This is a genomic window from Chromobacterium subtsugae, from assembly GCF_035919665.1.
GTDB classification, from domain to species: domain Bacteria; phylum Pseudomonadota; class Gammaproteobacteria; order Burkholderiales; family Chromobacteriaceae; genus Chromobacterium; species Chromobacterium subtsugae.
Map to the genome: position 1 here is coordinate 941,478 of NZ_CP142381.1, position 18,761 is coordinate 960,238.

The 18,761-nt window shown below is 64.7% G+C and carries 16 protein-coding genes; 10 read left to right on the top strand and 6 right to left on the bottom strand.

Annotated elements, in window-relative coordinates:
* Positions 1–315: 315 nt before the first annotated feature.
* The 10 genes from U6115_RS04620 (at position 316) to U6115_RS04665 (ending at position 9,410) form a co-directional block, all read left to right on the top strand.
* Positions 316–852 carry a MarR family winged helix-turn-helix transcriptional regulator gene (locus tag U6115_RS04620; protein WP_197466010.1) on the top strand — a complete coding sequence of 179 codons (537 nt, stop codon included), beginning with the start codon at positions 316–318 and terminating at the stop codon, positions 850–852.
* 489 nt (positions 853–1,341) lie between these two features.
* Positions 1,342–1,539 (top strand): hypothetical protein, encoded by a 198-nt coding sequence (locus U6115_RS04625; RefSeq protein WP_146008367.1) that lies wholly within the window; start codon positions 1,342–1,344, stop codon positions 1,537–1,539.
* A gap of 205 nt (positions 1,540–1,744) precedes the next feature.
* Positions 1,745–2,509 carry a hypothetical protein gene (locus U6115_RS04630; protein WP_146008366.1) on the top strand — a complete coding sequence of 255 codons (765 nt, stop codon included), beginning with the start codon at positions 1,745–1,747 and terminating at the stop codon, positions 2,507–2,509.
* Positions 2,510–2,588: 79 nt separating this feature from the next.
* The gene (locus U6115_RS04635; RefSeq protein WP_043579697.1) at positions 2,589–3,377 is read left to right on the top strand and encodes an AfsA-related hotdog domain-containing protein; all 789 of its coding nucleotides are present in this window, start codon (positions 2,589–2,591) and stop codon (positions 3,375–3,377) included.
* 54 nt (positions 3,378–3,431) lie between these two features.
* A complete protein-coding gene (locus tag U6115_RS04640; RefSeq protein ID WP_043579698.1) occupies positions 3,432–4,115 on the top strand; it encodes an HAD family hydrolase in 684 nt (227 codons plus the stop codon).
* 10 nt (positions 4,116–4,125) lie between these two features.
* Positions 4,126–4,644, top strand: coding sequence for a DUF2165 family protein (locus tag U6115_RS04645; RefSeq protein ID WP_043579699.1), 519 nt, complete (start codon positions 4,126–4,128; stop codon positions 4,642–4,644).
* A 16-nt stretch (positions 4,645–4,660) separates the two neighbouring features.
* A complete protein-coding gene (locus U6115_RS04650) occupies positions 4,661–5,134 on the top strand; it encodes a MarR family winged helix-turn-helix transcriptional regulator (RefSeq protein ID WP_043579702.1) in 474 nt (157 codons plus the stop codon).
* A gap of 62 nt (positions 5,135–5,196) precedes the next feature.
* Positions 5,197–6,639, top strand: a complete 1,443-nt coding sequence (locus tag U6115_RS04655; RefSeq protein WP_043579704.1) for an efflux transporter outer membrane subunit — start codon at positions 5,197–5,199, stop codon at positions 6,637–6,639.
* A gap of 31 nt (positions 6,640–6,670) precedes the next feature.
* A complete protein-coding gene (locus tag U6115_RS04660; protein WP_047237397.1) occupies positions 6,671–7,852 on the top strand; it encodes an HlyD family secretion protein in 1,182 nt (393 codons plus the stop codon).
* A gap of 10 nt (positions 7,853–7,862) precedes the next feature.
* Positions 7,863–9,410: a DHA2 family efflux MFS transporter permease subunit gene (locus U6115_RS04665; protein WP_043579706.1), complete on the top strand. Its 1,548-nt coding sequence runs from the start codon at positions 7,863–7,865 to the stop codon at positions 9,408–9,410.
* A gap of 66 nt (positions 9,411–9,476) precedes the next feature.
* On the opposite strand, the gene gabD is transcribed toward U6115_RS04665, so the two are convergent.
* The 6 genes from gabD to U6115_RS04695 all read right to left on the bottom strand — a co-directional run bounded on the left by gabD (position 9,477) and on the right by U6115_RS04695 (position 18,655).
* Complete coding sequence (gabD, locus tag U6115_RS04670; protein ID WP_043579708.1) at positions 9,477–10,937, bottom strand: NADP-dependent succinate-semialdehyde dehydrogenase; 1,461 nt, start codon at positions 10,935–10,937, stop codon at positions 9,477–9,479.
* 75 nt (positions 10,938–11,012) lie between these two features.
* Positions 11,013–12,278: a 4-aminobutyrate--2-oxoglutarate transaminase gene (gene gabT, locus U6115_RS04675; RefSeq protein WP_043579710.1), complete on the bottom strand. Its 1,266-nt coding sequence runs from the start codon at positions 12,276–12,278 to the stop codon at positions 11,013–11,015.
* A 214-nt stretch (positions 12,279–12,492) separates the two neighbouring features.
* Complete coding sequence (locus U6115_RS04680; RefSeq protein ID WP_043579712.1) at positions 12,493–13,827, bottom strand: TolC family outer membrane protein; 1,335 nt, start codon at positions 13,825–13,827, stop codon at positions 12,493–12,495.
* A 10-nt stretch (positions 13,828–13,837) separates the two neighbouring features.
* Positions 13,838–16,912: an efflux RND transporter permease subunit gene (locus U6115_RS04685; RefSeq protein WP_043579714.1), complete on the bottom strand. Its 3,075-nt coding sequence runs from the start codon at positions 16,910–16,912 to the stop codon at positions 13,838–13,840.
* 10 nt (positions 16,913–16,922) lie between these two features.
* Positions 16,923–17,993 (bottom strand): efflux RND transporter periplasmic adaptor subunit, encoded by a 1,071-nt coding sequence (locus U6115_RS04690; protein ID WP_043579716.1) that lies wholly within the window; start codon positions 17,991–17,993, stop codon positions 16,923–16,925.
* Positions 17,990–18,655, bottom strand: coding sequence for a TetR/AcrR family transcriptional regulator (locus tag U6115_RS04695; RefSeq protein WP_043579719.1), 666 nt, complete (start codon positions 18,653–18,655; stop codon positions 17,990–17,992). The genes U6115_RS04690 and U6115_RS04695 overlap by 4 nt, the downstream gene beginning before the upstream one ends.
* Between the last annotated feature and the right edge of the window lie 106 nt (positions 18,656–18,761).

The window sequence follows — 18,761 nt, forward strand, 5'->3', positions numbered from 1 at the left end:
GGTTGTGCTATTTTTTGCAGATTTATGTGGAAATAATATAATTATTTAGTCATAAAGTTCAGGTTCTGCTCTACGGCCGGATATTTGGATTGTATGATTGGCTTCCATTGTCGGGCCTACGATTGCAAGCTTGTCGCATGCCGATGTATGCGCCAGGCTGACGAGAGGGGTTTGGCGATCCAGGTGAGCAAGCCGTCGTTCGTTCGGCGAAGGAGGGCGGCTTCAGCGGCAGGGAATGATAAACAAATACTCTATTTGACTATATATATTTAGCCTGCTAAATTTGAGGCGCCATATTAATTTGGTGTGTAAATCATGACTATGTTTGAGTTGAAAGACCTGCCCAGTTTCGAAACCTTGTCCAAGTTTGCCAAGGAATACCATAACCCGGACCTGGAGGGGGTGCAGACTTGGTTGCAGGTCGCCAAGGCGACCAGCGACATGATGCTGGCGTTTGAGGCTAATCTGGCTCGCCATGGCCTGTCGCAGACCAAATTCTTTGTTTTGCTGCTGCTAAAGCGCAATCCGTCCGGTTTGGGCCTGGGGAAGTTGGCGGAAGGCGTCAGCGTCTCCTCTCCTACGATGACAGGCATCATCGATCGCATGGAAAGATCGGATCTATGCCGGCGTGAACAAGACGCCAATGATAGGCGAGCCTGGATCGTGCGCTTGCTGCCGGAGGGAGAGACCTTGCTGGCGCAGGTGCTGCCTGATCACTATTTGTGGGTGGCGCGCTTGATGAGTGATTTCAACACGGCCGATCGTCTGCAATTATGCGAGTTGATGGCGCGCTTGACTCAAGCGTTGAGGCATGCCGAGTCTGGCCGGGAAACCGCTGCGCTGTCGAATTGATGTTCATTGCGCCGCCGGGAGGCGTGCAAAGGGCATGGATGGGTCTGTACCTGCCTTGCTTGGCAAGCTGCGCTTCAGGGCTGGGTGGTCCAGCCGCCGGCTTGCTGCTGTTGAAATATCCTGGTCAAGAGTCGCGCCGCGGCCTTTGACGCCGCCGCTGCCGGCCGCCGCTATCCTGGCGTGATTCCCATTACCGCTTTGCCATGACGGCAATGACGCGATCCCGACCAGACCGTATCTGGTCAATGCTAAGGCCTTGGCGCCTTGGTCGAATGTCGGCGCTTCATCTATGCCGTCGAGTGGGAAGCGAGGCGCCGCATGTGAACGTCCGCCTCGATTCACTCGTTTGCTTCGTGTCCCCAATCGCTTAGCCTCTTCACTTCGCGTGTCCATGATTCGCTGGTTGGCCATCGAGCGGATCCCTTCTTTGCGTTTCCGGTGTCTCTTTCCCGCTTTTGTCTTCCCTCATCGTCGGCATGCCGACGCGCCATGGACGTTGCGTTGCGCCAATCCTGCCGCTTGCGGCGCTATGAGGGGTGGCGGTTGCGCGTCCGCGGGGTAAAAGGGAAGGGACATGTTGCAGAGGTTGCGATCGGAAACATTCTGCTCAAGCCATTTTTGAATGCTGTGGCAAAAATGGCAATGTCATTTAATATTTTTAACTATTTGAATTTTAATGAGTTTTAAAATTTGTTTTGGGTAGTGTGATGCGAATTGGTAACAGCTTGAGATGCAAAGTTCTGTCTATGCATTATTTAGCTTGCTAAATGATAGCCGAGAAAATATCCTATGATCATGAGCTGAGACACAAGGTGGGCTCAGCGTTTGGCAGTGCTCGGATCGTGAGTCAGCATTATCTGCGTAGACTGATCAAGCAGGCGTTTGCTGCCGCATGAACAGTCATACATCGGCCAGGCCGCAGTGCGGCCTTTATTTAGGGATTATATTTAGCATGCTAAATTGTTATCAGCTAAATACTGTTGAGGCAGCCGCCCAGCGGCAGGGCGACGCGCTGGCATTGGCCTGGATGGAATCGAGTTTTCAATTTTCTTATCACCCCTGGAGAAACACGATGCAAGCACTTCTGCAACATGTCCTGCCCGCTTCGGTTGGCGAGTGGCTGACGCCGCCGGCAGGTTTTGACAGCTTGGCCAAGGTTCAGCAAGTCCGCGTGGATGGCCGCTCCGCCTGGCACCTGCGCTATGAGCGCGAAGATGGATTGAACACGGGTCTGGGCGGCGAGCATTTCAGCTTGCTTATCGCGGAAGAGGGCGGCTTGCTGGGGGCCACGCATTTTGCGCAAGACCTGATTTCCGCGGCGCTGCCCGACGAGCGTGAGGCATATCGGCATGCAGTGGCTTATCTGGACGAGCATGCGCCCGATCTGATCGATGGCTTGTCGCTGCAGTGGATCAAGCCGCATGGCGAGATGTTCCTGGTCGATGACGGCCACGGCGGCAAGAGCGCCCGGACGCTGACCGGCATGAAGGTGAAATGCCGCAATAGCAAGGATGGCCGCTATTTCTGGGTGATAGTCGGCGCGCAAGGCCAGGTGCTGACTTTCGAACGGGATGTGGTGTGGGATTTCCTCAGGGCACAGCGCCAGACCGAAAAATGGCTGCATGACAGCTGGGTCGCCGAGCGTTTGACCGCCTGAGCCAGTAGACAATGTGAACCGTTTTCATTCCAAAAAAAAATCAACTGTAAGACTTTGAAATAAAAGAGGAAAAATCAATATGACCATTCAGCTGATCGTAGCCGACGAATTCGCCACTTTCGCGCAACTGGAAGGCGTGCAAACGCTGGGAACCTTGCTGGCGCAGCTGCGCAGCAACCAGCTGGAGGAGCTGAGGGGCAGCCGCCTGGTGGCCGGCCAGGGACTGAACCAGGCGCAGCGCGACCAAGTGTACGCGCTGGGCAGCAGCCTCGGCCTGCTTGAGGAATTGTCGCACTGGCGGCTGTGGAGCTGCGAAGCGCCGGCCGGCCGCGCGCTCTCCCACAAGCACAAGGCGGAGAACATCCTGATTTCGACGCCGCGCCGGGTCGATGCCCATCACTTCGAGGCCGACCTGCTGCTCGACGCGCATGGCGAACTGCTGCTGGACCATCTGACCGGGTTCCATGTGCAGGGCATGGTCTTGACCGAGGCTTGCCGCCAGATGTTCATCGCCACCACCGAAGCGCATTGCCTGGATGAGAATGCGCCGTCCAAACGTTATTTCGTGATCAACGAAATGAATATGAGCTTCCTCGAGTTCGCCTTCCCGCTGCCGGCCAGCATCCGCTACACGGTGCTGACCAGCGAGCAGCCGCGCCCCGGCCGCTACAACTTCAGCGCGAACATGGAGGTGTGGCAGAACGGCAAGCCGGCGGCCAGCATGGCGGTCAAGTTCGCGGTCTTCGACGATGCCTATCTGGCGCCCCGCGAGAGACAGCTGGCTGAGAAAGCGCTGAACGCGGTTCTGGAAGAGGCGCGCCAGGCGTTGAGCCTGGCCCCGGCCGAAGCCAAGGCGCTGGCTGCCTGACCGCCCATCCCGCAACCGACCCGGGGCCGGTTTGGCCGGCCCGTGGAGCCTGATATGGATACTGCCCGCTTCGCGTTTTTCGATGTCGACGAAACGCTGATCGATATGAAAAGCATGTTCAGCTTTCGCCGCTACTACTTTCTGCGCCGCTTCGGCCCCGTGCTGGGCCGCCTGCAGGAATGGCGCGCCCGCCGCCGGCTGCAGGACCTGCTGGATTGCGGCTGCGACCGCAGCGAGGTGAATCGCGCCTTCTTCCGCGAGTTTGCCGGCCATGCGCCCGAGCAACTGGCCGCCGCCGCCAAGGCGTGGTTCGCCGAAGTGTCGAGCCAGGATGGCTTTTACATCCGCCCGGCGCTGAACGCCCTGCAAAGACATATCGACCATGGCGTCGAGCCGGTCTTCGTTTCCGGCTCGTCGGTGGACATCCTGCAGCCGCTGGCGGAGGCGCTGGGAGTGCGCCATGTGCTGGCCAACCGCCTGGAGGTCAGAAACGGGCGCTACTCCGGCGAACTGCTGTCGCCGCAGACCATAGGCGCCGGCAAGCAGGCCGCGGTACTGGCCTTCCTGGCGCGTTGCGGCTCCGATGCCGCCGTCTGCTACGGCTACGGCGACCACATTTCCGACTTGCCATTGCTGGAAACCGTCGGCCACCCATCGGTGGTGGCCCGCGATCCGGAACTGGTGCGCGCGGCCAATCAACGCGGTTGGCCGGTGCTCAAGCCTTCCGTTTCTTTCTAAGGAAACCGTCATGTCTATTCGCATTGCCGCAATCAGCCGCCTGCTGCTGCTGGCCGGCCTCGCCGCCTGGCTCAGCATCGCGGTGTTCAACAACATCACCGATCCGGGCACCAACCAGGTACTGCTGGGCCACATGCTGTCGATGGATTTGCTGTCGATGGATCATCAACTGGGGCAGGGCCTGGTCTGGCATGCCTGGCCGGCCAAATGGGTGCCCAGCCTGCTGCACGCGGTGATCGGCTTCCAGCTGTGCGTGGCCGCCGGATTGTGGGCGGCGGCGCTGGCCTTTGCCCGCGCGGTGGTCAGCAATGAGCTGCGCCGATTCCGCCAGGCCAGGGTGGTGGCCATCGCCGCGTTGTCCTGCTTCCTGTTGCTGTGGCTGTGGTTCGCCTGCGGCGGCCTGTGGTTCGGCTACTGGATCAAGCAAGGCGCGGTGCAGGTGGTGCACATGACGCTGATCCTGATCACGCTGTCGTCTCTGCTGTATGTCCAAAGCGGTTTGCCGTCCGAAGCCGGCAAAACGCTCTGATTGGAAAGGAAAGTCCATGGAACACGCAGCGACCTCGCCGCTCTTCACCCCTTACAGCGCGGAAACCTACCGCATCGACACCAGCCTGGGCCAGCAGATCGCCAGTCTGCACCACCAGCTGCTGCGGCAGATCGACCAGCGCATGGAGCCGCTCGAACTCACCGCCGCGCAATGGAAGGTGTTGATGAGGGTGCTGAGCGGCGAGGTTCGCAGCGCCTCGGATCTGTGCCGGCAGCTGGAATGCGATACCGGGTCGATGACCCGGATGCTGGATCGCCTGGAGGAGAAGGGCTTCATCCACCGTCTGCGCAGCAAGGATGACCGGCGCGTGGTGCTGGTCAAGCCCACCAGCATCTGCCGGCAGCTGCGGCCGGAGCTGGTGGACGCGGCGGTGGAGGTGCTCAACCGGGCGCTGGTCAACTTCCACCCCGACGATTTCGCGGCGCTGAGACGTTTGTTGGCGCAGCTGAGCGCGAATCTCAACCCCTGAATTTTTTTTAACTGAATCCCTGCCATGGCAGTAAAAGCCATGGCAAGGATCAGGAGGCGAACATGAACAAGAAACTGTGGTTGACCACGCTGTGCGCCAGCCTGCTGCTGGCAGGCTGCGCCAGCGATCATGGCCTGGCGCCGCAAGCGCGGCCGCTGGCCGCGGAAACGCTCAAGCTGGGCGCGGCGTCGGCGGCGGCGGTCGCTGAGCAAGCGGCCTGGCCAGAGGCCGCCTGGTGGGGACGCTTCCAGGATGCGCAATTGTCCGATCTGATCCAGCGCGCGCTGAGCGCCTCTCCCACGATGATTCAGGCGCAAGCCAGGCTGGAGCGAGCCGGGGCCTTCCTGGCCGGACAAAGCGCAGCCGAAGGGCCGCAGCTGGATCTGAACGGCGTGGCGTCGCGCCATCGTTTCAGCGCGCATGGCGCCTTCCCGGCGCCGCTGGCCGGCAGCAGCTACAACTCGGTCGAGCTGGGGCTGGATTTCCACTATGAGTTCGATTTCTGGGGCCGCAACCGCGAACGCACCCTGTCCGAGCTGAACCGCCGCGACGCGGCCCGGCTGGAGGCGCAGGCCGTGGGCTTGGCGCTGGCCAGCTCGGTCAGCCAGAGCTATGTCGAACTGGCCCGGCTGGAGCAGCAAAAAGCGCTGGCGGAACAGCGCGTGCAGCTGCGGGAGCGCGAAGTGGCGCTGCGCGAGTCGCGGCTCAAGGCTGGCCTGGATTCGGACGTGGAGCTGAAACAGTCCGGCGCGTCGGTGTCGATGGCCCGGGCGGACGTGGAGGCGCTGGGCAACCAGGCGGTGCTGCTGCGGCACCGGCTGGCGGTGCTGGCGGGAATGGATCCGGCCGCTGGCGAGGCTCTGGCCCGGCCGACGCTGAAGATGGGCGGCGAGCTGCGCCTGCCCGCCCGGCTGGAAAGCGATTTGCTGGCCCGGCGGCCGGAGGTGGCGGCGCAAAAGCTGCGTCTCGAGGCCGCCAGCCACGATATCCAGGCGGCCAAGGCCGATTTCTACCCGAACATCGACCTGATGGCGGGCGTGGGCGGCGACGCGCTGAACGCGTCCGATCTGTTCAAGGGCGGCAGCCAGATCTTCAATCTGGGGCCGGCGATCCATCTGCCCCTGTTCGACGCCGGCAGGCTGCGGGCGGGCCTGGCGCTGCGCAACGCCGACTACGACGCCGAAGTGGCTTTGTACAACCAACTGGTGCTGGATGCGCTGCGCGATGTCGCCGATCAGGTCGGCAACTGGCGCTCGCTGGCCAATCGCCAGGGCCAGCACGAGGCGGCGTTGCGCCAGCTCGAATCCGCCGACCAGGCGGCGCAGAGCCGTTATCGCAAGGGCCTGTCCAGCTATCTGGCGGTGATCGGCGCCGAAGACCGGCTGCTGGCGCAGAAGGCCGCGGACATCGATCTGCAGGCTCTGCGGCTGCAAACCGCGATCCGTCTCAATCATGCGCTGGGGGGCGGTCTGGATCTGTCCCTCGCCGAATCCAAGCAAGCCTGAACCTCATTCACATCGCGCAAAGGAAAACAACATGACCACTCAAACCGCCACCCTGCCGGCCTCCAACCAACCCGCCGCCAATCTGCAGGCCCGCCGCAAGAGCCTGGTGCTGATGCTGGCCGCCGGCCTCGCCGTGTCGGCGGTGGCTTACGGCAGCTACTGGTTCGCTTCCGCCCGCTATCTGGAAAGCACCGACGACGCCTATGTGGCCGGCAACGTGGTGCAACTGACTCCGCAAACCGCCGGCACCGTGGTGGCGATCCGCGCCGACGATACCAATTTCGTCAAGGCCGGCAGCGTGATGGTGCAGTTGGACCAGTCCGACGCCAAGCTGGCGGTGGACCAAGCCAAGTCGCAGCTGGCGCAGGTGGTGCGCCAGACCCAGACCCTGTACACGACCCAAGCGTCCCGCGCCGCCGATGTGGCCGGCAAGACCGCCGAACTGGCCCGGGCCAAGGCCGACCTGGCCAGCCGGCAGGAGCTGACGGGCAGCGGCGCGGTATCGGCCGAGGAAATCCGCCACGCCCAGGGCACGGTGCAGACCGCCGAGGCGGCGTTGAATTCGACGCAAGAGCAACTGGCCAGCAGCCGCGCGCTGTCCGGCGCCGGCGGCATCCAGCAGCATCCGGCGGTGGTGCAGGCGGTGGCCAAATTGAAGGAGGCTGAGCTGGCGCTGGCGCGCACCGCCATCGTCGCCCCGGTGAGCGGCTATGTGGCGCGCCGCAGCGCCCAGGTGGGGCAGCGCGTCAGCGTCGGCGCGCCGCTGATGGCGGTGGTGCCGCTGGATCAACTGTGGGTGGACGCCAACTTCAAGGAAAGCCAGCTGCGCCATATGCGCATCGGCCAGCCGGTGACCCTGAGCGCCGATCTGTTCGGCAAGGACGTGGTGTACCACGGCAAAGTGGTGGGGATGGGAGCGGGCACCGGCAGCGCCTTCTCGCTGTTGCCGGCCCAGAACGCCACCGGCAACTGGATCAAGGTGGTGCAGCGGCTGCCGGTGCGGGTGGCGTTGGATCCGGCCGAGGTGAAGGCGCATCCGCTGCGCGTGGGCTTGTCGATGCAGGCCGAGGTGGAGGTCAAGGACCAGAGCGGCGCGCAGCTGTCCAGCGCAGCGCCGGCGCGCGCGGTGGCGGAAACCCGCGTGTACCAGGAGCAGGCCGCCGCCGCCGACGACATGGCCAAGCACATCATCGCCGCCAACCTGAGCCGTTAAGGAGAAAAGCATGAGTGCAGCTGCCCAAACGACGCCGCTGACCGGCATGAGGCTGGTGCTGGCCTCCATCGCGCTGGCGATGGCGACATTCATGAACGTGCTGGACATCACGATCGCCAACGTATCCATTCCCTCCATCGCCGGCGATATCGGCGTCAGCGCCAGCCAGGGAACGTGGGTGATCACCTCGTTTGCGGTGGCGAACGCCATCGCGGTGCCGCTGACCGGCTGGCTGACCCAGCGCTACGGCCAGGTGCGGCTGTTCGTGGCCTCGGTGGTGCTGTTCGTCATCGCGTCGCTGCTGTGCGGGATGGCCAGCAGCCTGGAGTCGTTGATCCTGTTCCGCATCATGCAAGGCGCGGTGGCGGGGCCGATGATTCCGCTGTCCCAGGCCCTGCTGCTGCAGGCTTACCCCAAGGAAAAATCCGGCATGGCGCTGGCGATGTGGGCGATGACCACCATGATCGCGCCGGTGCTGGGGCCTATTCTGGGCGGCTGGATTTCGGACAATATCTCCTGGCCGTGGATTTTCTATATCAACGTGCCTACCGGCCTGTTCGCCGCCTGGCTCACCTGGGTGCTGCTGCGCGATTACGAGTCGCCGCGGGTGAAGAAGCCGATAGACCGCATGGGCCTGGGCCTGTTGATCATCTGGGTCGGCTGCCTGCAGGTGATGCTGGACAAGGGCAAGGAGCTGGACTGGTTCGGTTCCGGCGAGATCGTGGCGCTCGCGCTGGCGGCCCTGGTCGCATTCATCTTGTTCGTGATCTGGGAAATCACCGAAGAGCATCCCATCGTCGACCTGACCTTGTTCAAGAGCCGCAATTTCGCCATCGGTTCGCTGGCGCTGTCGCTGGGCTACGGCATCTTCTTCGCCAACCTGGTGCTGCTGCCGCTGTGGCTGCAGCAGTTCGCCGGCTACACCGCCACCTGGGCCGGCATTGTCAGCGCGCCGGTGGGCATTCTGGCGCTGCTGCTGTCGCCGACGATAGGCAAGAACATCGGCCGCTTCGACGCCCGCGTGCTGGCCAGCTTCGCTTTCCTGGTGTTCGCCATCGTTTGCTACCTGCGCTCGCGCTTCAATATGCAGGCCGACGTGGCCACCATCATGCTGCCGCAGTTCATCCAGGGCGCGGCGATGGCCACCTTCTTCGTGCCTTTGACCGCGCTGACCCTGTCCGGCCTGCCGCCGCAACGCTTGGCCGCGGCTTCCGGTCTGGCCAATTTCGCCCGCATCACCGCGGGGGCGTTCGGCGCGTCGGCGGCCAGCACCTTGTGGGACAGCCGCGCCAGCCTGCATCACGTGCAGTTGGGCGAATCGGTGTCGTCGTTCTCGGCGGCCACCCGCATCAGCTTGAATCAGCTGTCGGACATGGGGTATGGCCTGAGCCAGTCCTACCAGCTGCTGGAGCGTCAGATCAGCACCCAGGCCTATATGCTGGCGGCCAATGACATATTCTGGGGATCGGCGGTGATGTTCCTGGGTCTGATCGGCGTGGTGTGGCTGGCCAAGCCGGGCGCGCCGCAGGGCAAGGTGGACACCAGCGGCGCGCATTGAGCGCCAACCGCGAAACGACAAGAGCCGCCCGGCATGCCGGGCGGCTCTTGTCATGGGGCGTGCCGCTCAGCGGTCCAGTCCGCCCAGCAGCACGTATTTGATTTCCAGATAGTCTTCGATGCCGTACTTGGAGCCTTCGCGGCCGAGGCCGGATTGTTTGACGCCGCCGAACGGCGCGGCCTCGTTGGACAAGAGGCCGCTGTTGACCGCCACCATGCCGTACTCCAGGCCTTCGGCGACGCGGAAGATGCGGCCGACGTCGCGGGCGTAGAAATAGCTGGCCAGGCCGAACTCGGTGTCGTTGGCCAGGCGGATCGCTTCTTCCTCGGTCTGGAAGCGGAACAGCGGCGCCAGCGGGCCGAAGGTTTCCTCGCGCGCCACCTTCATATTGCTGGTGACGTCGGCGATCAGCGTCGGCTCGAAGAAGGTGTGGCCCAGCGCGTGGCGCTTGCCGCCGGCGATCAGCTTGCCGCCCTTGGCCAGAGCGTCGGCGATGTGCTCTTCCACCTTGGCGACGGCGTTCTGGTCGATCAGCGGACCTTGGCTGACGCCGGCTTCCAGGCCGTTGCCGACTTTCAAGGTGGCGACGGCGGCGGCGAACTTTTCGGCGAAGGCGTCGTAGACGCCGTCCTGCACGTAGAGGCGGTTGGCGCAAACGCAGGTTTGGCCGGCGTTGCGGTATTTGGAGATCAGCGCGCCTTCCACTGCGGCGTCCAGGTCGGCGTCGTCGAATACGATGAACGGCGCGTTGCCGCCCAGCTCCATCGATACCTTCTTCACCGTGCCGGCGCACTGGGCGATCAGCTTGCGGCCGACTTCGGTGGAGCCGGTGAAGGAGAACTTCTTCACCGTATCGCTGCCGGTCAGCACCGCGCCGATTTCGCTGGAGCCGCCAGTGATGACGGAGAACACGCCGGGCGGAATGCCGGCGCGCTCGGCCAGCTCGGCCAGCGCCAGCGCCGACAGCGGGGTCTGGCTGGCCGGGCGGACCACCATGGTGCAGCCGGCGGCCAGCGCCGGCGCGGCCTTGCGGGTTATCATCGCGCTGGGGAAGTTCCACGGCGTGATGGCGGCGGTGACGCCGATCGGCTCCTTGGTCACCAGCACGCGGCGGTCGCCGGCCGGGCCGGGCACGATGTCGCCATAGACGCGCTTGGCTTCCTCGGCGTACCACTCGATGTAGCTGGCGCCGTAGGCGATCTCCCCCTTGGCCTCGGCCAGAGGTTTGCCTTGTTCGGAGGTCAGGATCACGGCCAGATCCTGCTGGTGCGCGATGATCAGGTCGAACCAGCGGCGCAGGATGGCGGCGCGCTCCTTGGCGCTCTTGGCCTTCCAGGCCGGGAAGGCGCGCGCGGCGGCGGCCACTGCGCGCTCGGCTTCGGCTGCGCCCATTTTCGGCACCTGTCCTATGGTTTCGCCGGTGGCAGGGTTTTGCACGGCGATGGCTTGGCGGTTGTCGGCATCCAGCCATTGGCCGTCCAGATAGCATTGCTGGCGCAGCAGCTTGGCGTCTTGCAGAGTGAGCATCGGGGTGTTCCTTGTGCAAACGAGCGGAAGCGCCATCAGGCGCGACCGCTCGCAGGGGAGAATAGTGTCAGTCGATCAGGCTTTCAGCGCCGCTTCCAGCTTGCCCAGCGCCTCGGCGAAGATCTCGTCTTCGATGGTCAGCGGGAACAGGAAGCGCACCACATTGGCGTAGACGCCGCAGGTCAGCAGGATCAGGCCGTTGGCCAGCGCGTGCTGTTGCACCTTCTTGGCGAAGTCAGGGTCGGGCGTGTGGCTGCCGGGCTGGTTGAATTCCACGGCGATCATCGCGCCCAGGCCGCGCACTTCGGCGATTTGCGGCACCGCGGTTTTCAGGCCGTTCAGTTTTTCCTTCAGCGCGTCGCCCAGGCGCTGGGCGCGCTCAAGCAGTTTCTCGCTTTCGATCACATCCAATACCGCCAGCGCCGCGGCCACCGCCAGCGGGTTGCCGGCATAGGTGCCGCCCAGGCCGCCCGGCGCCGGCGCGTCCATCATTTCGGCGCGGCCGGTGAGCGCCGACAGCGTAAAGCCGCCGGCCAGCGATTTGGCCATGGTGATCAGGTCGGGCACCGCGTCGAAATGCTCGCTGGCCAGCAGCTTGCCGGTGCGGGCGAAGCCGGATTGCACTTCGTCGGCGATCAGCAGAATGCCGTGGCGGTCGCACAGCGCGCGCAGCGCTTTCACCCATTCCGCCGGGGCCGGATAGAAGCCGCCTTCGCCCTGCACCGGCTCGTAGATGATGGCGGCGACGCGCGCCGGGTCGATATCGTACTTGAACAGCCGCTCCAGCCCGGTCAGCGATTCCGCTATCGACACGCCGTGCAGCGCGCTGGGATAGGGCGCGTGGTAGATGTCGGAGGGGAAGGGGCCGAAGTTAAGTTTGTACGGCGCCACTTTGCCGGTGAGCGCCATGCCCAGCAGGCTGCGGCCGTGGAAGGCGCCGCCGAAGGCGATGATGCCCGGGCGGCCGGTGAAGGCGCGCGCCACCTTGACGGCGTTTTCCACCGCTTCGGCGCCGGTGGTGAACAGCGCGGTTTTCTTGGCGTGCTGGCCCGGGGTCAGCGCGTTCAGCTTCTCCGCCAGGCGGATGTACGATTCATAAGGCACCACCTGATAGCAGGTATGGCTGAAGCGGGACAGCTGCTCCGCCACCGCGGCTTCCACTTTCGGGTGCAGGTGGCCGGTGTTGAGCACGCCGATGCCGCCGGCGAAATCGATGTAGCGCCGGCCTTCGGTGTCCCACACTTCCGCGTTCTTCGCCCGTTCGGCGAAGAAACCGCACATCACGCCCACGCCGCGCGGGGTGGCGTCGGCTTTGCGTTGCATCAGTTGCTGCTGGCTCATGGAGGTCTCCTCGGGGCCGCGCGGCGATCGGCTGGCGATGCCTCGGCGTTGTCGGTATCGGGCCGGCGGCATGCCGGCGCGTTAGCGGATCATTCTATGAGCGTGTTTAGCAAAAAGCTACACATGCAATAAAAAGTTAAACACTTGTGGCGGGAGTGGCACAGCGGGAAGGCGCGCCGCATGGCGGGGCATGCGGCGGCGAGGGCAGCGGAGTTTAGCGGACGATGACTTGGTTGACCTCGTTCAGCACCTGCGGCGCCAGCTGGCCGGCGGATTGGGCCAGCGCCAGCTTGGCGGTGAGGTAGCTGTATTTGGCGTTGGCCAGGCTGGTGACCGCGGTGTAGTAGGCCTGCTCCGCCTGCAGCAGGTCGATGCTGGTGCGGATGCCCACTTCCTTGCCCAGCCGGGTGGAGTCCACCTTGCTTTTGGCCGACAGCAGCAGCTGCTGCTGGGCGCGCACCAGCGCCGCGCCGTTGGTCACGCCCAGGAATGCCTTGCGCACGTCCTCCCGCACTTGGCGGCGGGTGGATTCCAGCTGATCGCGCGCGGCTTCGCGCTGCGCCACCGCTTCGCGCACCTGGGAATTGATGCCGCCGCCGGCGAACAGCGGCACGCTGACGGTGACGCCGACATTGCTGCCGCGGGTATGCGGATAGTTGCCGTACTGGTTGCTGACATTGTCGGCGTAGCCGGCATTGAGGGTGACGGTGGGCAGGTGGTTGCCGCGTTTCTCGGTGACGGTCTGCTCGGCCAGCTGCAGGTTTTGCTCGGCGCTTCTGATGCGCAGGCTGTTGCGCAGCGCCAGGTCTTGCCAGGCGTCCAGGCCGGCGGGCTTGGGCGGGTCCAGCGGCAGCTGGTCGCGCACGGTCTGGATGGCGCCGGGCTCCAGGCCGGTCAGCCGCTGCAGATTGTGCTGCGCCAGCTCCAGGTTGTTGGCGTCGTTGATTTCCTGGGCGACGGCGCCGTCGTAGCCGGCCTGCGCCTCGTTGGTGTCGGTGATGGTGGCGGTGCCGACCTCGAACGCGGTTTTGGCCTGCTGCAGCAGGTTCAGATAAGTTTTCTTGCTGGCGCGGGTGGCGGCCAGCGTGTCCTGGGCGCGCAGCACGTCGAAATAGGCCTGGGCGATGTCCAGGATCAGCTGCTGTTCGGCGGCGTCGAAGGTGGTGTCGGCCAGGCGGGTGCCGATCTCGCCTTTTTTGTAGCCGGTGTATTTGCCGGCGTCGAACAAGGGCTGCTGCAGCCCCAGCGTGTAGCCGTGGGTTTCGTAGGGGGTGTTGCCCACCACGTTGCCGAAGGCGTCGGCGATGCGGTTGGGCTGCAGCGGGTTGTTGTACGCGTAGCTGCCGTTCAGGCTGACCTGCGGCAGCAGTTGCGAGCGGCCCTGCACCCGTTTTTCCTGGCCGGCTTCGCGTTGCGCGCGCGCGGCGGCGAAATCGGCGTTGTAGTCGCGGGCGGCCTGCCAGGCGCCGACCAGGTCGAAAGCCTGGCTGGGCGCGGCGAGGCCCAGCATCAGCAGGCTGCCCAATAAGGTGAGGCGGGTATTCTTCATCTGGTGCTCGTTATTCTTGCTGTGGAAGTGTTGGCTGCCGCTCGTCGCGCGACACGCGGAACCATTGGGCGTACAGGGCCGGCAGGAACAGCAGGGTCAGCACGGTGGCCACCAGCAGGCCCCCCATGATGGCCACCGCCATCGGACCCCAGAACGTGCTGCGGGTCAACGGAATCATTGCCAGAATGGCCGCCAATGCCGTCAGCATTATGGGCCTAAAACGCCGCACGGTGGAACCGATGATGGCCTCGAAGCGGTCTATGCCTTCGCGGATGTCATGCTCGATCTGGTCCACCAGGATCACCGAGTTGCGCATGATCATGCCGGACAGCGCGATCACGCCCAGCATGGCGACGAAGCCGAAAGGCGCGCGGAACAAGATCAGCGTCAGGGTGACGCCTATCATGCCGAGCGGCGCGGTCAGCACCACCATCAGCGTGCGTTGGAAGCTCTGCAGCTGCAGCATCAGGAGTGTCAGAACTACAACAATCATCAACGGCGCGACGGCGGCGATCGCCTGCTGCGACTTGCCGCTGGACTCCAGCGTGCCGCCGGCCTCGATGTGGTAGCCCAGCGGCAGCGTCTTCTCCAGCGCGGCCATGCCCGGCGACAGCTGGGTGGAAACGTCGGCGCCCTGCACGCCGTCGACCACGTCGGCGCTGACGGTGATGGTGGGCAGGCGATTGCGGCGCCAGATGATGCCTTCCTCCGGTTCGTAGCGGATATGGCCGATCTGCGATACCGGCACGAAGCGGCCGCTGGCGGTCTGCACCATCAGATTGCCCAGCGCGGCGACGTCTCTTTGCTCGCCGGGGTTCAGGCGCGCGACGATGGCGATGCTCTGGTTGCCTTCGCGGTAATCGCTGACGGCGCTGCCGGAGATCAGCATCTGCAGCTGCTGCGACAGCTGTTGCGACGACAGCCCCAGCGTGGCGGCCTTGTCCTGGTCGATGTCTATGCGCAGCGCCTTCACCTGCTCGCCCCAGTTCTGGTTGACGTGCAGCGTGGACGGGTGCTTGCGCACCAGCGCTTCCACCTGGTCGGCGATCTTGCGCACCTGGTCGTGGTCGGGGCCCATCACGCGGAACTGCACCGGGTAGCCGACCGGCGGGCCGTTTTCCAGCCGGGTGACGCGGCCGCGCACCAGCGGGAAGTCGTTGTCGAAAATCTTTTCCAGCCGCGCCTTCACCGCTTCGCGCACATGCTCGTCGCGGGTCATCACCATCAGCTGCGCGTAATTGGTGTGCTGCTGCTGCTGGTCCAGCGGCAGGTAGAAGCGCGGGCTGCCGCTGCCGACATAGCTGGTGACGCTGGCCACGCCGGGATCGGCGCGGGCCAGCTTTTCCATCTTTTCCACCTGCTCCAGCGTGGCGTGGTAGCTGGCGCCGCGCGGCAGCCACATGTCCACCATCAGCTCAGGCCGGTTGGACGAGGGGAAGAACTGCTGGGCGACGAACAGCTTGAACGCGAACAAGGACACGACGAAGGCGGCCAGGGTGGCGGCGATCACCGTCTTGCGGTGGTCCAGGCACCAGCCCAGCAGCGCGCGGAAGCGCAGGTAGAACGGTTTCTGGTAGACGTCGACCTCTTCGTGGCGGGCATGGCTGGACAGCAGCTTGTAGCCCAGATAGGGGGTGAACACCACCGCGACTATCCACGACAGCACCAGCGCGATGCCGACCACCGCGAACAGGCTGAACACGTACTCGCCGGCCATCGATTTGGCCAGGCCCACCGGCAGGAAGGTGGCGGCGGTGATCAGCGTGCCGGTCAGCATCGGGAAGGCCGTGCTGCTGTAGGCGTAGGTGGCGGCCTGGAACTTGTTCCAGCCTTGCTCCAGCTTCAGCGCCATCATTTCCACCGCGATGATGGCGTCGTCCACCAAGAGGCCCAGCGCGATGATCAGCGAGCCCAGCGAGATGCGCTGCAGATCGATGTTGAAGCAATACATGGCGAGGAAGGTCATCGCCAGCACCAGCGGAATGGACAGCGCCACCACCACGCCGGTGCGCAGGCCCAGGCTGAAGAAGCTGACCGCCAGCACGATCACCACCGCCTCCACCAGCGAGCGCATGAATTCGCCCACCGCGTCGTGCACCACCTTGGGCTGGTCCGACACCGCGTGGATTTCCACGCCCAGCGGCAGCTTGCCCTGGATGCCGGCGATGGCCTGGTCGAGGTTGGCGCCCAGCTTCAGCACGTCGCCGCCGCTCTTCATGCTGATGGCCAGCGCCAGCGCCGGCTGGCCGTTGAAGCGCACGCTGGTGGCGGGCGGGTCGATGTAGCCGCGCTTGACGCTGGCGATGTCGCCCAGCCGGAACGATTTGCCGCCGACGCTGACCGGCGTGGCGGCGACCGCTTCCACCGAGCCGTACTGGCCGCTGGGGCGCACCCAGATGCGGTCGGAGGCGGTTTCGAAGGTGCCGGCCGGCGTCATGCCATTTTGCTGCTGCAGCGCCTGCCAGACCACGCGGGTATCGAGGCCCAGGCTGGCCAGCTTGGCGCTGGACAGGTCGACGTAGATGCGTTGCTCCTGCTTGCCCAGCACCTGCACCTTGGCTACGTCGGGCACGCGCAGCAGTTCCTGCTTGGAGGCTTCCACGTAGCGGCGCAGCTCCTCATAGCTGAAGCCGTCGCCGCTGAAGGCGTAGATATTGCCGAAGGTGTCGCCGAACTCGTCGTTGAAGAACGGCCCTTGCGCGCCAGCGGGCAGGGTGTAGGCGATGTCGCCCAGCTTCTTGCGCACCTGGTACCACAGCTGCGGCACGTTCTTGGGCGGCACGTTCTCGCGCAGCGACACCACCAGCAGGCTTTCGCCCGGCTTGGTATAGCTTTGCACGTAGTCGATCTCGCCCATCTCCTGCAGCTTTTCCTCCAGCTTGTCGGTGACCTGCTGCTCCATCTGCAAGGTGGTGGCGCCCGGCCAGTTGGCTTGCACCAGCATCGCCTTGAAGGTGAATTCCGGGTCTTCCTTCTGGCCCAGCTGGGTGTAGGCCCAGGCGCCGGCCAGCATCAGCATCACCATCAGGTAGCGCACCAGCGCCTGGTGGTGCAGCGCCCATTCGGAGAGATTCAGTTTCTTCATCGCCGCGTCCTCACCGATCCAGCAGCTTGACGCGCTGGCCTTCGCGCAGCAGATGCACGCCGGCGGTCACCACCTTGTCGCCGGCGCGCACGCCGTCGGTGACGGCGATGCTGTCGTTGTCCGCCGCGCCGACGCTGACCGGCTTGCGGCTGACGCGCAGGCTTTGCGCGTCTATGGTCCAGACATAGTGTTTGCCCTGCAGGTCCAGCACCGCGGTCAGCGGCAGGCGCAGCGCGCCGGCGGCGGCCTGGCCGGGGGCGCGCACATTGGCGGTCATGCCCAGCTGCAGCGCGCGGCTGTCGCCGGACAGCGCGATGCGGGCCGGATAGGTGCGGGTGGCCGGATCGGCGTCGGCGGCCAGTTCGCGCAGCTTGCCTTGCAGCGGCGCGCCACCCTTCCACAGGCTGACCTGGAACACGCCGGCGGCGCGCAGCCGCTCCAGCGCGTTTTCCGGCACCTGGATCGCCACTTCGCGCGCGCCGTCCTGCGACAGCTTGGCCACCGGCTGGCCGGCGGCCACCACCAGGCCGGGTTCGGCCTGCATCTGGCTGACCACGCCGTCGGCGTCGGCCGTCAGCGTCGAGTAAGCGGTTTGATTGCGGCTGGCGGACAGCGCGGCGCGCGCCTGGTTGACCTTGGCCTGGGCGGCGTTGACGCCGTTCTGCTGGCCGTCCACCTGGGCCTGGCTGATGAACTGTTTGGCCAGCAGCTCGCGGTAACGCTTCAGGTTCAGCTGCTGTTGGGCTAGGTCGGATTCGGCTGCCGCCAGCTGCGCCTGTTTGCCGGCGAGGTCGAGCTGGTAGTCGCTGGGGTCCAGCCGCGCCAGCGGCTGGCCCTTTTTCACGCGCTCGCCGCTGTTGACCAGCTTGGCCACCACCTTGCCGGCGACGCGGAACGCCAGCTGGGTCTCGTGGCGGGCGCGGATTTCGCCGGCGTAGCTGTCGCCGCCGGTTTCGGCATGGCCGCCGGCGACCGCGTAGCGCACCGGGCGAATGTCTTCCGGCGCGGCGGTTTGGCCCTTGCAGGCGGAAAGGCCAAGCGCGGCGGCGAGCGCGAGGCCGAGGGGAACTATGTGTTTCATGGGCGGGCGTCCTGGGGCGCGGGCTGGTGCATGCCTTGCAGCGTCAACCGCAGCGAGGTCTTGAGGAATTCGAGCGGATTGTCCTTGATGCTGTCGCAACAGCCGGGCACCAGGGCGAACGAGTGGCTGAGGATCATCGTCATCATCATCGGCGCGGTCAGCGCGTCGATCGCGTAATCGAGATGGACCGGGCGGAATTCGCCGCTGTCCATGCCGCGCTGGATGATGTGGCCGAGCAACTGGCGCGCCGGCAGGATGGCTTCGTCGTAATAAAAGCGCGTCAGCTCCGGGAAATTGGTGGCCTCGGCGGCCATCAGCTTGCACAGGCCGGCGGCGCGGGTGGAGCCGATATGAGTCCACCAATCGTCCAGCGCCAGAAACAGCAGTTCGCTGCTGCCGACGCCGTGCACTTGGGCCAGTTGCGCGCTCATCGCGTGGACGCGGGCGACGATGGTTTCGCGCACCACCGCCTTGAAGATGTCTTCCTTGTTCTGGAAATACAGGTAAGGCGTGCCCTTGGTGACGCCGGCGGCGCGGGCGATGTCTTCCATCTTGGTGGCGAGATAGCCTTTTTCGACGAATAAGGTCAGCGCGGCGTCCAGGATTTCGCTGGGCCTGGCGTCCTTCTTGCGCTGCCAGCGGCTGTTGCCGGTGTCGGTCATGGCGGTCTTTCTGAATTCTTGTTCAGTAATGCCGGCACTGTAGGCCTTTCGATCAGGGTTCGGCAATTAATAAATCACAGTTCAGCAATTGCCGTGATTAAAATGC